Origin of the sequence: Streptococcus pseudopneumoniae (assembly GCF_001076775.1) — a bacterium.
Classification (GTDB): Bacteria; Bacillota; Bacilli; order Lactobacillales; family Streptococcaceae; genus Streptococcus; species Streptococcus pseudopneumoniae_G.
Genome location: NZ_JVGV01000037.1, coordinates 15,432 through 32,271 on the forward strand (window position 1 = coordinate 15,432; position 16,840 = coordinate 32,271).

Sequence of the window (16,840 nt, forward strand, 5' to 3'; positions counted from 1 at the left end):
ATATGAAATGGACAGAAAAAATAACCCGATTTGCGGTAAAAAATCGTAAATCTCCAGCAGAAAACCGTAGGATAGTTGGCAAGTACCTCAGCTTTTTAGCTGTTGCCCTTTTCGGCCTCTTTTTGGCCAATTTTGCTTATATTATCGCAAAAGGTAATATATTTGGTACTGACTTGGTAAAAGAGGCTAAAAAGGTTCACCAAACAACCCGAACAGTTCCTGCCAAACGTGGGACTATCTATGACCGAAATGGAGTGCCTATTGCTGAAGATGCGACTTCCTATAACGTCTATGCTGTTATTGATAAAAAATACAAGTCAGCAACTGGAAAAATTCTTTATGTAGAGGATTCGCAGTTTAATAAGGTAGCTGAAGTCTTCCATAAGTATTTAGACATGGATGAAGCTTATGTGAAAGAGCAACTGGCTCAACCAAATCTGACCCAGGTTTCCTTTGGTGCAAAAGGAAATGGGATTACCTATGCCAATATGATGGCGATTAAAAAAGATTTAAAAGATGCTAGTGTGGAAGGGATTGACTTTACAACGAGCCCTAACAGAAGCTATCCAAATGGCCAATTTGCTTCTAGTTTTATTGGCTTAGCCCAACTTCATGAAAATGAAGATGGCAGCAAGAGTTTATTAGGGACTTCTGGTTTGGAGAGTTCTTTAAATACCATTCTTGCTGGGACAGACGGTATTATTACCTATGAAAAAGACCGTGTAGGAAATATCGTACCCGGTACAGAACAGGTAGCGCAGCAGACTGTAGATGGCAAGGATGTTTATACAACATTGTCTAGTCCGCTACAATCTTTCATGGAAACTCAGATGGATGCCTTTCTAGAAAAAGTAAAAGGTAAGTATATGACCGCGACCTTGGTCAGTGCAAAGACCGGTGAAATTCTCGCTACCACCCAACGACCTACCTTTAATGCAGATACTAAAGAAGGAATCACTGAGGACTTTGTTTGGCGTGACATTCTTTATCAAAGTAACTATGAACCAGGATCAGCCATGAAGGTGATGACGTTAGCTTCTTCTATTGATAATAATACCTTCCCAAGTGGAGAATACTTCAATAGCAGTGAATTAAAAATAGCGGATGCGACGATTCGAGATTGGGATGTTAATGATGGTTTGACTACTGGTGGGATGATGACTTTCTCACAAGGTTTCGCTCACTCCAGTAATGTTGGAATGAGTCTACTTGAACAAAAAATGGGTGATGCTACTTGGTTGGATTATCTAAACCGCTTTAAATTTGGGGTTCCAACTCGTTTTGGTTTGACAGATGAATATGCAGGCCAACTTCCAGCTGACAATATTGTCAATATTGCCATGAGTGCATTTGGTCAGGGGATTTCTGTAACGCAGACCCAGATGCTACGTGCTTTTACAGCCATTGCCAATGATGGCGTCATGCTAGAGCCTAAATTTATTACGGCCTTGTATGATCCAAATGATCAAACCGTTCGTAGATCTCAAAAAGAAATTGTAGGGAATCCAGTTTCGAAAGATGCAGCTGGCCAAACTCGGACTCACATGGTCTTGGTAGGAACGGATCCTAGATATGGAACTATGTATAATCATAGTACAGGAAAAGCAACTGTCAATGTTCCAGGTCAAAATGTAGCCCTCAAGTCTGGTACAGCCCAAATCGCTGACGAGAAAAATGGAGGCTACTTAGTTGGTTCGACCAATTACATTTTCTCGGTTGTGGCTATGAACCCTGCTGAAAATCCTGATTTTATCTTGTATGTAACGGTTCAACAACCTGAACATTATTCAGGTATCCAGTTGGGAGAATTTGCCAACCCAATCTTGGAGCGGGCTTCAGCTATGAAAGAATCTCTCAATCTTCAATCTCCAGCCAAGAATTTAGATAAAGTTACGACAGAGTCTTCTTATGCAATGCCTAGCATCAAGGATATTTCACCTGGTGAGTTGGCGGAAGCCTTACGCCGAAATATTGTGCAACCAATCGTTGTAGGTACTGGAACAAAGATTAAAGAGACTTCTGTAGAAGAGGGGACCAATCTTGCACCAAACCAACAAGTTCTCCTTTTATCGGATAAGGTAGAAGAAATTCCAGACATGTATGGCTGGAAAAAAGAGATTGCCGAGACCTTTGCTAAATGGTTGGATATTGAACTGGAATTTGAAGGTTCAGGTTCCGTCGTTCAGAAGCAAGATGTTCGGACTAATACAGCTATCAAAAACATTAAAAAAATTAAATTAACTTTAGGAGACTAATATGTTTATTTCTATTAGTGCTGGAATTGTGACATTTTTACTAACTTTAGTAGGAATTCCGGCCTTTATCCAATTTTATAGAAAGGCGCAAATTACAGGCCAGCAAATGCATGAGGATGTCAAACAGCACCAGGCAAAAGCTGGAACTCCTACAATGGGAGGTTTGGTTTTCTTAATTGCTTCTGTTTTGGTTGCCTTCTTTCTTGCCTTATTTAGTAACCAACTCAGCAACAATGTTGGTATGATTTTATTTATTTTGGTCTTGTATGGCTTGGTTGGTTTTTTAGATGACTTCCTCAAGGTCTTTCGTAAAATCAATGAGGGCCTTAATCCCAAACAGAAATTGGCTCTTCAGATGCTAGGTGGCGTCATTTTCTACCTTTTTTATGAGCGTGGGGGCGATATGCTCTCTGTCTTTGGTTACCAAGTGCATCTAGGGATTTTCTATATTGTCTTCGCTCTTTTCTGGCTAGTCGGTTTTTCAAACGCAGTCAACTTGACAGATGGTATTGACGGTCTAGCTAGTATTTCAGTTGTGATTAGCTTGTCTGCCTATGGAGTTATTGCCTATGTGCAAGGTCAGATGGATATTCTTCTAGTGATTCTTGCCATGATTGGTGGTTTGCTTGGTTTCTTTGTCTTTAACCATAAGCCTGCTAAGGTCTTTATGGGAGATGTGGGAAGTTTGGCGCTCGGTGGAATGCTGGCAGCTATCTCTATGGCTCTCCACCAAGAATGGACTCTATTGATTATCGGAATTGTTTATGTCTTTGAAACAACTTCGGTCATGATGCAAGTCGGCTATTTCAAAATGACTGGTGGTAAACGTATTTTCCGTATGACGCCTGTGCATCACCATTTTGAGCTTGGAGGATTGTCTGGTAAAGGAAATCCTTGGAGCGAGTGGAAGGTTGACTTCTTCTTTTGGGGAGTGGGGCTTCTAGCAAGTCTCCTGACCCTAGCAATTTTATATTTGATGTAAGAATGGCACCCTGATATTTCAGGGTGTTTTTGCTGTTTAAAAAATATTGGTCAATTAAAGTCAAAACCCTTGACCTTTTCTGACTAATGTAGTATATTATGAACGTAAGGTAAATGAAAACCTTACTAGAACACTTATTTAAAGTAAAATAGAAAGAGGTGGGGTCTATGTTTAATCTACAAATCTTCAGAAGTAAAGATAGTCTACTCCTGCTTGAAAAAGAAAAACCAGAAATAGTACGTAGAGTAGCAATCTAGCTAGTCTAAATTTTTTAAAACAAAGGTCAAAGATAGTCAATATCAGTAATAATAAATAACAAAAAGAGGTAAAGAATATGAATAACAACTTTAATAATTTTAACAATATGGATGATTTATTTAACCAATTGATGGGTGGTATGCGAGGATACAGTTCTGAAAATCGCCGTTACTTGATTAATGGACGTGAAGTCACACCTGAGGAATTTGCTCACTATCGTGCAACTGGTCAATTACCAGGAAATGCAGAAACTGATGGACAAATGCCACATCATACGTCAGGTATGAAACAAGATGGTGTCCTTGCTAAACTAGGTCGAAACTTGACTGCAGAAGCGCGTGAGGGCAAGCTGGATCCTGTTATCGGACGAAACAAGGAAATTCAAGAAACATCTGAAATCCTTTCACGCCGTACCAAGAACAATCCTGTTCTGGTTGGAGATGCAGGTGTTGGTAAGACAGCAGTCGTTGAAGGACTAGCGCAAGCCATTGTGAACGGAGATGTCCCAGCTGCCATTAAGAATAAAGAAATCATTTCCATTGATATCTCAGGTCTTGAAGCTGGTACTCAATACCGTGGTAGCTTTGAAGAAAACGTTCAAAATTTAGTCAATGAAGTGAAAGAAGTAGGGAATATTATCCTCTTCTTTGATGAAATTCACCAAATTCTCGGCGCTGGTAGCACTGGTGGAGATAGTGGATCTAAAGGCCTTGCGGATATTCTCAAGCCAGCCCTATCTCGTGGAGAATTGACCGTGATTGGGGCAACGACTCAAGACGAATACCGTAATACTATCTTGAAGAATGCAGCTCTTGCTCGTCGTTTCAACGAAGTCAAGGTAAATGCTCCTTCAGCAGAAGATACCTTTAAGATCCTCCAAGGAATTCGTGACCTTTATCAACAACACCACAATGTCATCTTGCCAGATGAAGTCTTGAAAGCAGCAGTGGATTATTCTGTTCAGTATATTCCTCAACGTAGCTTGCCAGATAAGGCTATTGACCTTGTGGACGTAACGGCGGCTCACTTGGCAGCTCAGCATCCTGTAACGGATGTACATGCTGTCGAACGTGAAATTGAGGCAGAAAAAGACAAGCAAGAAAAAGCAGTTGAGGCGGAAGATTTTGAAGCAGCTCTAAACTATAAAACACGTATTGCAGAATTGGAAAAGAAAATCGAAAACCACACAGAAGATATGAAAGTGACTGCAAGTGTCAACGATGTGGCTGAATCTGTAGAACGAATGACGGGTATTCCAGTATCTCAAATGGGAGCATCAGACATCGAACGTTTGAAAGATATGGCTCATCGTCTGCAAGATAAGGTAATCGGTCAAGACAAGGCGGTAGAAGCGGTAGCTCGTGCTATCCGTCGTAACCGTGCTGGTTTTGATGAAGGCAATCGCCCAATCGGCAGCTTCCTTTTTGTAGGACCAACTGGGGTTGGTAAGACAGAACTTGCTAAGCAATTGGCGCTTGATATGTTTGGAACCAAGGACGCAATCATCCGTTTGGATATGTCTGAATACAGTGACCGCACAGCCGTTTCTAAGTTGATTGGTACAACAGCAGGTTATGTGGGTTATGATGACAATAGCAATACCTTGACAGAACGTGTTCGTCGTAATCCTTACTCTATCATTCTTTTGGATGAGATTGAAAAGGCTGATCCTCAAGTCATTACCCTTCTCCTCCAAGTCTTGGATGATGGTCGTTTGACAGATGGTCAAGGAAATACAGTAAACTTCAAGAACACTGTCATTATCGCAACATCAAATGCTGGATTTGGCTATGAAGCCAACTTAACAGAAGATGCGGACAAACCAGAATTGATGGACCGCTTGAAACCATTTTTCCGTCCAGAATTCCTCAACCGCTTTAATGCAGTTATTGAGTTCTCACACTTGACGAAGGAAGACCTTTCTAAGATTGTGGACTTGATGTTGGTCGAAGTCAACCAAACCTTGGCTAAGAAAGACATTGACTTGGCAGTGAGCGAAGCTGCTAAAGAATACATGACTGAGGAAGGCTACGATGAAGTCATGGGTGTTCGTCCACTCCGTCGTGTGGTTGAACAACAAATCCGTGACAAAGTCACAGACTTCCATTTGGATCACCTAGATGCCAAACACCTAGAAGCAGATATGGAAGATGGTGGTTTGGTTATTCGTGAAAAAGTCTAAGACAGAATTTTGAGCATAAAAAAGAAGGAGCCAGCTGAAAAACTGGTTCCTTTTTTGTGTTTAGATGACATGGCGTTCAAAGGCATCATCTGAAATCCCTTGTTCCAAGATGAGTTTTGCCCATTCTTTAGCAGAAAAGAGGCTATGGTCCTTGTAGTTACCACAAGATTCGATGGTTGTTCCAGGAACATCTTCCCAAGTAGTAGTCTCAGCGATTTCCTTGAGTGAATCCTTGATAACGGCCGCGATTTCGGCACTAGTGTGACGTCCCCACATAATCATGTGGAAGCCTGTACGGCACCCAAATGGTGAACAGTCAATCATGCCGTCAATGCGGGTACGGATGAGTTTTGCCAAGAGGTGCTCGATAGTGTGAAGGCCAGCAGTAGGGATAGAGTCTTCATTTGGTTGCACCAAGCGAATATCATAATTAGAGATGATGTCTCCCTTTGGCCCTGTTTCTTCCCCGATCAAGCGAACATAAGGTGCTTTAACAATGGTGTGGTCAAGTTCAAAACTTTCAACAATAACTTCTTTTGACATGGTAAATCCTTTCAGTTTTCTTCTTTCATTATAACATAAAGCTGGCTCCTGAGACAGAGAGAAAACCTCTCCGATGGTGGAGAGGTTGAAATCTTTATTTACGATACAAGCGGTCGTATTGGTAGTATGGGTCAAAGGTTACATTGATACCCAATTTACGAAGGACATTCTTGTCTTCATCTGTCAAGATGATGGTTGAGTGGGCTTCGCTTCCTTTGAGGTTGCCAAGTTCTTCCATAGCACGAGCAGCATCAGGATTTTCTGTAGCTGTGATAGCAAGTGCAATCAAAATTTCATTTGAATGTAGGCGTGGATTACGGCTACCGAGATGATCGATTTTAAGACCTTGGATTGGCTTAACAACTTCAGGCTCGATTAGTTTTACTTCCTTGGCAATGTTAGCTGATTTCTTGATAGCGTTGATCAAGGCAGCGGCTGTAGGGCCAAAGAGTTCTGAGTTCTTACCAGTGACAATTTCCCCAGTTGGCAATTCAAGGGCTAGGGCTGGTCCGCCAGTTTCTTCTGCTTTTTGGCGTGCAACAACAGCAACCTTACGGTCTGCTGGTGTGATACCGAGGTCATTCATAAGCAACTCGATTTTCTTGACAGCAGCTTCGTCAACTTTTTCGGCTTTAAAATCAAGAACAGTTTGATAGTAACGGCGGATGATTTCTTGTTTAGAAGCTTCGACAGCAGCCTCATCATCTGTAATAGCGAAACCAACCATGTTGACCCCCATATCTGTCGGTGAAGCGTATGGAGACTCTCCTAGGATACGTTCCAACATGCGCTTGAGCACTGGGAAGATTTCGATATCACGGTTGTAGTTGACAGTGGTTTCTCCGTAAGTTTGGAGATGGAAGGGATCAATCATGTTGACATCATCAAGGTCAGCTGTGGCAGCCTCGTAGGCCAAGTTGACTGGATGATGAAGGGGAAGATTCCAAACTGGGAAGGTTTCAAATTTAGCGTAGCCAGACTTGATACCATTGATTTGGTCGTGGTACATATTTGACATACAGGTTGCCAATTTTCCAGAACCAGGTCCAGGAGCAGTTACGACGATCAAGTTGCGACTGGTTTTGATGTAGTCGTTTTTCCCCATACCTTCTGGAGAAATGATGTGATCCATATCTGTCGGATATCCTTTGATTGGATAGTGAAGATAAGAATCAATTCCGTTTTTCTCGAGTTGGTTGCGGAAGGCATCTGCAGCTGGTTGACCAGCGTACTGTGTGATGACAACGGAGGCAACAAAAATTCCCAGTTCATTGAATTTATCAATCAAACGAAGAACTTCTTGGTCATAAGAAATGCCCAAGTCACCACGTGCCTTGGAATGTTCGATGTTGCTAGCATTAATAGCAATCACGACCTCAACCTGCTCTTTCAATTCTTGCAAGAGCTTGATTTTGTTGTCAGGCTCATAACCAGGAAGGACGCGAGCAGCGTGGAAATCTTCTAACATTTTGCCACCAAACTCCAAGTAGAGCTTGCCGTCAAATTGATTAATGCGCTCCAAAATATGGTCGCGTTGTAGATTCAAATATTGTTCAGAACTAAAAGCTTGTTTTTTCATTTTTTTACCTCTGACCTCTATTATAATAAAAAATTGGAAGTTAGGAAACTATGGAGTTAAAAAAGGAATCAAAAAGATTAGGCAAACGCTTGCATAAAAATCTGAAAAGCGCTATCATAGACTGTAGATTATTAAAATAATGAGGTAAGAAAATGCAAGAAAAATGGTGGCACAATGCCGTAGTCTATCAAGTCTATCCAAAGAGTTTTATGGATAGTAATGGAGATGGAATTGGCGATTTGCCAGGAATTACCAGTAAGTTAGACTATCTAGCAAAGTTAGGGATTACAGCGATTTGGCTTTCTCCAGTTTATGACAGCCCTATGGATGATAATGGTTATGATATTGCTGATTATCAAGCGATTGCGGCTATTTTTGGGACCATGGAGGATATGGACCAACTGATCGCGGAAGCTAAGAAACGTGATATTCGTATCATCATGGACTTAGTGGTCAATCATACCTCAGATGAGCATGCTTGGTTTGTCGAGGCCTGTGAAAATCCTGATAACCCTGAGCGAGATTACTATATTTGGCGGAATGAACCCAATGATTTGGAGTCTATCTTTAGCGGGTCTGCTTGGGAATATGATGAAAAGTCAGGTCAATACTATCTCCACTTTTTCAGCAAGAAACAGCCTGATCTCAACTGGGAAAATGAAAAACTTCGTCAGAAAATTTATGAGATGATGAACTTCTGGATTGATAAAGGGATTGGTGGTTTCCGTATGGATGTTATTGACATGATTGGGAAAATTCCTGACGAGAAGGTAGTGAATAATGGTCCCATGCTCCATCCCTATCTCAAGGAAATGAATAAGGCGACCTTTGGAGATAAGAATCTCTTGACAGTGGGAGAGACCTGGGGAGCAACGCCAGAGATTGCTAAGCTCTACTCGGATCCAAAGGGACAAGAATTGTCTATGGTCTTCCAGTTTGAACATATCGGTCTTCAGTATCAGGAAGGTCAGCCTAAATGGCACTATCAAAAAGAGCTGAATATCGCTAAGTTAAAAGAGATTTTCAACAAATGGCAGACAGAATTAGGAGTTGAGGACGGTTGGAATTCCCTCTTCTGGAACAATCATGACCTCCCTCGTATCGTCTCTATCTGGGGAAATGACCAAGAATACCGTGAAAAATCTGCCAAAGCCTTTGCTATCTTGATTCATCTCATGAGAGGGACTCCTTATATCTACCAAGGTGAGGAAATTGGGATGACCAACTATCCGTTTGAAACACTGGACCAAGTAGAAGATATTGAATCCCTCAACTATGCGCGTGAGGCTCTTGAAAAAGGCGTTCTGATGGAAGAAATCATGGACAGTATCCGTGTCATTGGACGTGACAATGCCCGTACCCCTATGCAATGGGATGAGAGCAAAAATGCTGGTTTCTCAACAGGTCAACCTTGGTTGGCAGTGAATCCAAACTATCAAGCAATCAACGTTCAAGAAGCGCTGGCAAATCCAGATTCTATTTTTTATACTTATCAGAAGTTGGTCCAAATTCGTAAGGAGAATAGCTGGCTGATTCGAGCTAACTTTGAACTCTTGGAAACAACTGACAAGGTCTTTGCCTATATCCGTAAAGATGGGGACCGTCGTTTTCTAGTTGTGGCTAACTTGTCCAATGAAGAGCAAGACTTGACCGTAGAAGGAAACGTCAAATCGGTCTTGATTGAAAACACCGTGGCTCAGGAAGTCTTTGAAAAACAAATCTTAGCTCCATGGGATGCTTTCTGTGTGGAAATGACTGACTAAAAAGTGAGAACCTCAAGCTTATAGAGTTTGAGGTTTTGCTAAAAGTTTTTTAGAGAATTCTTTTAAATAGATTTTTTAGAATTTTCTAAAAAATCTGTCAAAAGCTCTTGCTTTTATAATAAAATAGGGTATAATAGTGAAAATACTATTTTGAAGGAGATTATTTATGCAATCGAAAAAGTGGCTCTTAGGAGCGGGAGTGACCTTGAGTGCGGCCCTTCTTTTGGCAGCTTGTGGTAAAAGTGATAAGAAAGCAGATGCCCCGAGGAGCTTTTCTTATGTTTATGCAGTGGATCCGTCTTCCTTGGATTATAGCGTTACGAGTAAAAGTTCTACTTCTGACGTGATTGGTAATGTTGTTGATGGTCTTTTAGAGAATGATAAATATGGGAATCTTGTTCCGTCTTTAGCAGAGGATTGGACTGTTTCAACCGATGGTTTGACTTACACTTACAAACTTCGTAAGGGGGTGAAGTGGTATACTTCTGAAGGAGAGGAGTATGCAGAAGTTAAGGCGCAGGATTTTGTTACAGGTCTGAAGCATGCAGCAGATGCTAAGTCAGATGGTCTTTCTTTGATTGAAAAATCAATCAAAGGTTTGGAGGCTTATGTTAGTGGTGAGACCAATGATTTTTCAACTGTAGGTGTTAAAGCTCTTGATGATTATACGGTAGAATATACCCTTAATAAACCAGAAAGTTTTTGGAACTCTAAAGTAACAACAGCAACCATGCTCCCTGTAAATGAAGAATTTTTGAATGCAACAGGCAAGGATTACGGAGCGCCAACCCCATCAAGTATTCTTTACAATGGTCCATATTTTTTGAAATCTTTGATTTCTAAATCTGTGATTGAATATGAAAAAAATCCTAACTATTGGGATAAGGAAAATGTCAAGATTGATAATGTAAAATTAACATTCTATGACGGATCAGATCAAGAATCCCTTATCCGTAGTTTCGCTACAGGAGCATATAATACAGCGAGACTTTTCCCAAATAGTTCAAGTTTTGCTTCTACCAAAGAGAAATATGGAGATCAGATTATTTATAGCCCTCAGGAAGCAACTAGTTATTACTTTACTTTTAACGTAAATCGTCAATCATATAATAAAACAGCCAAGACAGATGAAGGACAAAAGCTTTCTACAAAAGAAGCCATGCTGAATAAAAATTTCCGTCAAGCAATTAATTTTGCCTTCAATCGCCACGCCTATACAGCTCAATTAAACGGTGAAGAGGGTGCGGATAAGATTATTCGTAATAGTCTAGTGCCAGATAATTACGTTCAAGTAGCTGGGAAGACCTTCGGACAGTTGGCTCAGGATGAACTACTGAAATATGGAGAACAGTGGAAAGATGTGACTCTCACAGATGGTAAGGATACAATTTACAATCCAACAAAGGCCAAGTCTGCATTTGAAAAAGCGAAGTCAGAATTGCAAGCTAAGGGAGTGAGTTTCCCGATTCATCTAGATGTGCCAGTAGAACAGACAGATGTAGTTGCGGTGCAACAAACCAATTCGCTAAAACAATCAATTGAAGAAACGCTTGGAACGGAGAATGTGATTATAGATGTTCTTCAAATGACAGATAATGAGAAGGAAAGTATTACTTCTCAAGCTAAAGTTCCAACCCAAAAAGATTATGATTTGAACGGAACAGGTTGGGGACCAGATTACCAAGATCCAGCAACCTATCTCAATATTTTAGATGCTAAGAAGGGTTCTGCCTTGAAACATCTAGGTATAACAAAGGGCAAGGATCCTGAAGTTGTGGCAAAAGTTGGCTTGGATGAATACAAGAAGCTCTTGGATGATGCGGCTTCTGAGACAAGTAATCTTGATAAACGATACGAAAAGTATGCTAAAGCACAGGCTTGGGTTACTGATAGTTCACTTCTTATTCCAGTTGCTTCTTCAGGGGGCTCTCCTATGGTTAGTCGTACTGTTCCATTTACCAAAGCTTATTCACAGGTCGGTATTAAGGGGGATCCATTTATTTTTAAAGGAATGGAACTTCAAAATGATATTGTGACAACTAAAGAGTATGATGCGGCCTTCAAAAAGTGGCAAAAGGAAAAACTGGAATCGAATGCTCAGTATCAAAAGGATTTAGAAAAGCACATAAAATAACGTGAATGAGATTCTTGCTTTCGTTAGGTTATCAGTTAATTCATTGATATTTAAATGATAAATCGCATAAAAACAAGGGAGGACTGTATGAAAGACAGAAATCCTTTGTTTTTTTATGACTAAAGTTTATAAACTTTCATTCTAGAAATTCAATTAACTTTACAAATTCCCACTATTTTGGTAAAATAAACCTATGTTATAAAAACTAACATAAAGGAGAAAGAAGATGACTACAAAAAAGCGTATCCTTAGTGCAGGTCTGACTGTTGCAGCTGCCTTGCTGTTAACTGCTTGCGGACAATCAGGTTCAGATACAAAAACTTACTCATCAACCTTTAGTGGAAACCCAACTACATTTAACTACTTATTAGACTACTACGCTGATAATACAGCTATTATTACTAACCTAGTTGATGGTTTGCTTGAAAATGACAACCACGGAAACCTAGTTCCATCTTTGGCAGAGGACTGGTCTGTTTCAAGCGACGGTCTGACTTATACCTATAAACTGAGAAAAGATGCCAAATGGTTTACGGCTGACGGTGAAGAGTATGCCCCAGTCAAGGCACAAGATTTTGTGACAGGTATCAAATACGCAGTGGATAATAAATCCCAGGCCATTGACTTGATTCAAAACTCAATCAAGGGCTTGAATGATTATATTACAGGAGCGGATTCTGACTTTTCTAAGGTTGGAGTGAAAGCCATTGATGACCATACTGTTGAGTATACTTTGGCGCGCCCAGAACCTTACTGGAACTCAAAAACAACCAACAGTATTCTTTTCCCAGTGAATGAAGAGTTTCTAAACTCAAAAGGGAAAGATTTTGGTACCCTATCTCCAGATAGCATTCTCTACAGCGGACCTTATTTGTTAAAAGATTTCACATCAAAATCATCGATCGAGTATGTGAAAAATCCGCATTATTATGATCATGACAAAGTATCGATTGAACACGTAAAATTGGCCTATTTTGATGGTTCAGACCAAGAATTGACCATCCGTAACTTTGAAAGTGGAGCTTATTCAATCGCAGGTGTTTATCCAAATAGTTCTAACTTTGCTAAGACCAAGGAGAAATATAAGGATAATATCGTCTATAGCTTGCAGGACAAGACTTCTTGGTATTTCAATTTTAACGTCAACCGTAAGGCCTACAATCACACTGCTAAAACAACAGATGAGCAGAAGAAGTCAACTGAGACAGCTGTTTTGAACAAGAACTTCCGCCAAGCGGTGAACTTTGCCTTGGACCGCACAGCCTATTCTGCTCAGTCAAATGGGGAAGAAGCGGCTAGCAAGACCCTTCGTAACACCCTAGTACCTCCTACATTTGTCCAAGTTGGAGACAAGACTTTTGGAGAAGTAGTCGCTTCTAAATTGGTCAACTATGGCACAGAATGGTCAGGTATTAACTTGGCAGATGCTCAGGATGCCTATTTTAACAAAGAAAAAGCCCAAGCAAAATTTGCGGAAGCTAAAAAAGAATTGGCAAGTCAAGGTGTGACTTTCCCTATTCACTTGGATGTAGCTGTTGATCAAACAAGTAAAAATGCTGTGACAGGCATGAACTCAGTTAAGCAGACCCTTGAGTCAGTTTTAGGTGCTGATAACATTGTCATTGATGTTCAGCAACTTTCAACAGATGATTTTAATAACGTAGCCTTCTTAGCACCAACACCAGCTGATCGAGACTATGATTTGAGCTTTGATGGTTGGGTAGGTGACTATCAGGATCCATCAACTTATCTCAATCCTTTCAATGCAGAGGATGGATTCTACCTCAAAATTTTTGGTCTAGATGCTCAAGAAGATAAAGCTAAGATTGCTAGCTTGGGGCTTGATACTTACACCAAGATGCTCAAAGATGCAGATAGTGAAAATAAAGATGTAGCAAAACGCTATGAAAAATATGCTGAAGCACAGGCTTGGATGATTGACAATTCTCTGATTATGTCAGCCATGTCAAGTGGTGGAACAGCATCTGTAACCAAAGTAACGCCATTTACAAGAGGGTACTCAATGGTCGGTATCAAGGGTGATGGCAATAACTACAAGTATATGAAACTGCAAAAAGATACTGTGACAATCAAACAGTTTGAAGAAGCTAAGACTAAATGGGAGCAAGAAAGTAAAAAAGCAATCGAAAAAGCTCAAAAAGAAGCAGAAAATCATGTCAAATAGATGAGCGAGGTTCCGTAAGGGACCTTGTTTTGATGTTTATATAGTAAATTTATTGATGTAATTGGTTGCAAGTCAAAAAGAATGTTTCGGAAAGAAGATTAAAATGCCTTACCTAAGCGGATTTACCCCGCAAGTGTATTTTTTTATGATATAATAAAATGAAATAAAAATTGATAATAGAGGTATATCGTGAGTAGATCTTCGAAGCGAGCTCGTAAGGGTAAAACAAAAATATTGATTAGTTGGGGGTTGCTAGCTATCTATGCATTACTAGCAGTCTTTTTATTGTTTTTGATTTTCAAGTACAATATGCTAGCCTTCCGATATCTCAATATAGTGGTTGCTGTCTTAATTGTAGCCTTAGCCATCTTGTGCTTCTTTTTAATTCGGTCCAAGAAAGCTAAAAATCTAACGCTGATTTTATTACTGCTTGGTGTGTTAATCAATGGAACTTCTCTCTTTGCTGTAGGGCAGTTCATTGGATTTACCAGTCGCCTGAATGCGACATCGAACTACTCACATTATTCGATGAGTATTGCGGTATTAGCAGATAGTTCAATTGATAATATCAGTCAGGTAACCAGTGTAACGGGGCCGACTGGGACGGATAAGGATAATATCCAACAGTTGATGAATGATCTTAAGGCTAGTCAAAATAAGGAATTGACAGTCGAAGAAAGCAGATCCTATCTTGCAGCCTATAAGAGCTTGTTAGCTGGCGATACAAAGGCAATCATTCTAAACAGTGTCTTTGAAAACATTATCGAATCAGAATATCCTGACTATGCTTCAAAAATTAAGAAAATCTATACCAAAGAATTAACCAAGACGGTTGAAACTCCAAAAGATGTCAAGGGTGACAGTTTCAATGTTTATATCAGTGGAATTGATACTTACGGTCCAATCAGTTCGGTTTCTCGTTCGGATGTCAATATCATTATGACAGTGAATCGCGAAACGAAAAAGATTCTTTTGACAACGACTCCTCGTGATTCCTATGTTCCAATTGCAGATGGTGGTAACAACCAAAAAGATAAGTTGACCCATGCGGGGATTTATGGAGTAGATGCTTCCATTCATACACTGGAAAATCTCTACGGTATTGACTTGAACTATTACGCTCGTTTGAATTTCACTTCTTTCTTGAAATTGATAGATCTTCTCGGTGGAGTTGATGTTCATAATGATCAAGAATTTACTGCTCATACAAATGGGAAGTTCTATCCTGTAGGGAATGTTCATCTTGACTCGGAGCAAGCTCTTAGCTTTGTACGTGAGCGTTATTCATTGGCAGATGGAGACCGAGATCGTGGTCGTAACCAGCAAAAAGTCATTGTTGCAATTCTGCAAAAGTTAACTTCGACAGAAGCTTTGAAAAATTATGACAGTATTATAAAGGGTCTACAAGATTCCGTGCAAACTAATATGCCACTTGAAACCATGATGAACATGGCCAATGCCCAACTTGAGAGTGGTGGAACGTATAAGATTAATTCACAAGATCTTAAAGGAACAGGGCGTATGGATTTGCCATCCTATGCCATGCCTGATAGCAACCTTTACATGATGGAGATAAGTGATAGCAGTTTAGAGTCAGTCAAGGCTGCAATCAATGATGTGATGGAAGGAAAATAAGACAAAATGATTGATATTCATTCGCATATCGTATTTGGTGTGGATGATGGTTTAAAATCTAAGCAAGAAAGCAAGGTCCTTTTGACAGAAGCCTATGGACAAGAAGTACGGACTTGAGATGTAAAACATACAATTGTAACATCGATTAAAGTTATCCATCTTGTACAATTGCTACAACAGTTTGTTAAAAAATAAAAGGAGGGGGTTATGTACGATTATCTTGTCGTTGGTGCTGGTCTTTTTGGTGCAGTATTTGCCCATGAAGCAGCCCTAAAAGGAAAAAAAGTGAAAGTCATTGAAAAACGTAATCATATCGCGGGTAATATCTATACTCGTGAAGAGGAAGGAATTCAAGTTCACCAGTATGGTGCTCATATTTTCCATACTTCTGATAAGGAGATTTGGGATTATGTAAATCAGTTTGCAGAGTTTAACCGTTACACAAACTCTCCAGTTGCAAACTATAAGGGTGAGATTTATAACCTTCCTTTCAATATGAATACCTTCAATAAACTTTGGGGAGTTGTAACCCCAGCACAAGCACAGGCTAAGATTAATGAGCAACGTGCTGTTTTAAATGGCAAAACTCCAGAAAATCTGGAAGAACAGGCTATATCTCTTGTAGGTACAGATATCTACGAAAAATTAATCAAAGATTATACAGAGAAACAGTGGGGCAAACCAACTACGGAACTTCCAGCCTTTATCATTCGCCGTTTACCAGTCCGCCTGACCTATGATAACAACTATTTTAATGATACCTATCAAGGGATTCCAATTGGTGGATACACTCAAATAGTTGAAAAAATGTTGGATCATGAAAACATTGATGTAGAAACAAATGTTGATTTCTTTACCAACAAAGAACAATATATGAAAGACTTCCCTAAGATTGTCTTTACTGGTATGATTGATGAATTCTTTGATTATAAATTAGGTGAACTAGAGTACCGTAGTCTTCGTTTTGAAAATGAGACCTTGGATATGGAGAATTACCAAGGAAATGCAGTTGTGAACTATACAGATGCAGATACCCCATATACTCGTATTATTGAACACAAACATTTTGAGTTTGGGAATCAAGAAAAGACTATCATTACTAAAGAACATTCTAAAACATGGGAAAAAGGTGATGAGCCTTATTATCCAGTAAATAATGATCGTAACAATCATTTGTATAAATCATATAAAAAATTGGCAGATGAACAAGGGAATGTTATCTTTGGTGGTCGTTTAGGACACTATCGTTATTACGATATGCACCAAGTAATTGGAGCAGCTTTACAGTGTGTAAGAAATGAGTTAGATTAAACACCTAGAACTG

Annotated in this window: 10 protein-coding genes and 1 pseudogene; 9 read left to right on the forward strand and 2 right to left on the reverse strand. The window is 39.8% G+C overall.

From position 1 onward, the window contains the following. Positions 1-2 precede the first annotated feature (2 nt). The 3 genes from pbp2X to ADJ60_RS10690 all read left to right on the forward strand — a co-directional run bounded on the left by pbp2X (position 3) and on the right by ADJ60_RS10690 (position 5,677). Complete coding sequence (gene pbp2X, locus ADJ60_RS10680; RefSeq protein WP_049544881.1) at positions 3-2,255, forward strand: penicillin-binding protein PBP2X; 2,253 nt, start codon at positions 3-5, stop codon at positions 2,253-2,255. A 1-nt stretch (position 2,256) separates the two neighbouring features. Next, the gene (mraY, locus tag ADJ60_RS10685; protein ID WP_049544882.1) at positions 2,257-3,237 is read left to right on the forward strand and encodes a phospho-N-acetylmuramoyl-pentapeptide-transferase; all 981 of its coding nucleotides are present in this window, start codon (positions 2,257-2,259) and stop codon (positions 3,235-3,237) included. Positions 3,238-3,571: 334 nt separating this feature from the next. Next, a complete protein-coding gene (locus ADJ60_RS10690) occupies positions 3,572-5,677 on the forward strand; it encodes an ATP-dependent Clp protease ATP-binding subunit (RefSeq protein WP_049544883.1) in 2,106 nt (701 codons plus the stop codon). 60 nt (positions 5,678-5,737) lie between these two features. On the opposite strand, the gene ADJ60_RS10695 is transcribed toward ADJ60_RS10690, so the two are convergent. Together ADJ60_RS10695 and ADJ60_RS10700 are read right to left on the reverse strand one after the other, a co-directional pair. Next, positions 5,738-6,220, reverse strand: coding sequence for an S-ribosylhomocysteine lyase (locus tag ADJ60_RS10695; RefSeq protein ID WP_000032547.1), 483 nt, complete (start codon positions 6,218-6,220; stop codon positions 5,738-5,740). A gap of 94 nt (positions 6,221-6,314) precedes the next feature. Continuing rightward, complete coding sequence (locus ADJ60_RS10700) at positions 6,315-7,799, reverse strand: DUF1846 domain-containing protein (RefSeq protein WP_049544884.1); 1,485 nt, start codon at positions 7,797-7,799, stop codon at positions 6,315-6,317. 152 nt (positions 7,800-7,951) lie between these two features. Between ADJ60_RS10700 and ADJ60_RS10705 the strand changes: the two genes are divergently transcribed. The 6 genes and pseudogenes from ADJ60_RS10705 (at position 7,952) to glf (ending at position 16,827) form a co-directional block, all read left to right on the forward strand. Continuing rightward, a complete protein-coding gene (locus ADJ60_RS10705; protein ID WP_049544885.1) occupies positions 7,952-9,562 on the forward strand; it encodes a glycoside hydrolase family 13 protein in 1,611 nt (536 codons plus the stop codon). Between the two features lie 166 nt (positions 9,563-9,728). After that, positions 9,729-11,696: a peptide ABC transporter substrate-binding protein gene (locus ADJ60_RS10710; protein WP_049544886.1), complete on the forward strand. Its 1,968-nt coding sequence runs from the start codon at positions 9,729-9,731 to the stop codon at positions 11,694-11,696. 226 nt (positions 11,697-11,922) lie between these two features. Further along, positions 11,923-13,881: a peptide ABC transporter substrate-binding protein gene (locus ADJ60_RS10715; protein WP_049544887.1), complete on the forward strand. Its 1,959-nt coding sequence runs from the start codon at positions 11,923-11,925 to the stop codon at positions 13,879-13,881. Between the two features lie 189 nt (positions 13,882-14,070). Beyond that, a complete protein-coding gene (locus ADJ60_RS10720; RefSeq protein WP_049544888.1) occupies positions 14,071-15,516 on the forward strand; it encodes an LCP family protein in 1,446 nt (481 codons plus the stop codon). A gap of 6 nt (positions 15,517-15,522) precedes the next feature. Further along, a pseudogene (locus tag ADJ60_RS11390) lies at positions 15,523-15,630 on the forward strand (CpsB/CapC family capsule biosynthesis tyrosine phosphatase); the annotation flags it as partial. Between the two features lie 93 nt (positions 15,631-15,723). Beyond that, positions 15,724-16,827, forward strand: a complete 1,104-nt coding sequence (gene glf / locus ADJ60_RS10725; RefSeq protein ID WP_049544889.1) for a UDP-galactopyranose mutase — start codon at positions 15,724-15,726, stop codon at positions 16,825-16,827. Positions 16,828-16,840 lie beyond the last annotated feature (13 nt).

Bases quoted from the DNA above. Each gene is read 5' to 3' on its own strand.
- pbp2X (WP_049544881.1), top strand. From the start codon at position 3: ATGAAATGGACAGAAAAAATAACCCGATTTGCGGTAAAAAATCGTAAA.
- mraY (WP_049544882.1), top strand. From the start codon at position 2,257: ATGTTTATTTCTATTAGTGCTGGAATTGTGACATTTTTACTAACTTTA.
- ADJ60_RS10690 (WP_049544883.1), top strand. From the start codon at position 3,572: ATGAATAACAACTTTAATAATTTTAACAATATGGATGATTTATTTAAC.
- ADJ60_RS10695 (WP_000032547.1), bottom strand. From the start codon at position 6,220: ATGTCAAAAGAAGTTATTGTTGAAAGTTTTGAACTTGACCACACCATT.
- ADJ60_RS10700 (WP_049544884.1), bottom strand. From the start codon at position 7,799: ATGAAAAAACAAGCTTTTAGTTCTGAACAATATTTGAATCTACAACGC.
- ADJ60_RS10705 (WP_049544885.1), top strand. From the start codon at position 7,952: ATGCAAGAAAAATGGTGGCACAATGCCGTAGTCTATCAAGTCTATCCA.
- ADJ60_RS10710 (WP_049544886.1), top strand. From the start codon at position 9,729: ATGCAATCGAAAAAGTGGCTCTTAGGAGCGGGAGTGACCTTGAGTGCG.
- ADJ60_RS10715 (WP_049544887.1), top strand. From the start codon at position 11,923: ATGACTACAAAAAAGCGTATCCTTAGTGCAGGTCTGACTGTTGCAGCT.
- glf (WP_049544889.1), top strand. From the start codon at position 15,724: ATGTACGATTATCTTGTCGTTGGTGCTGGTCTTTTTGGTGCAGTATTT.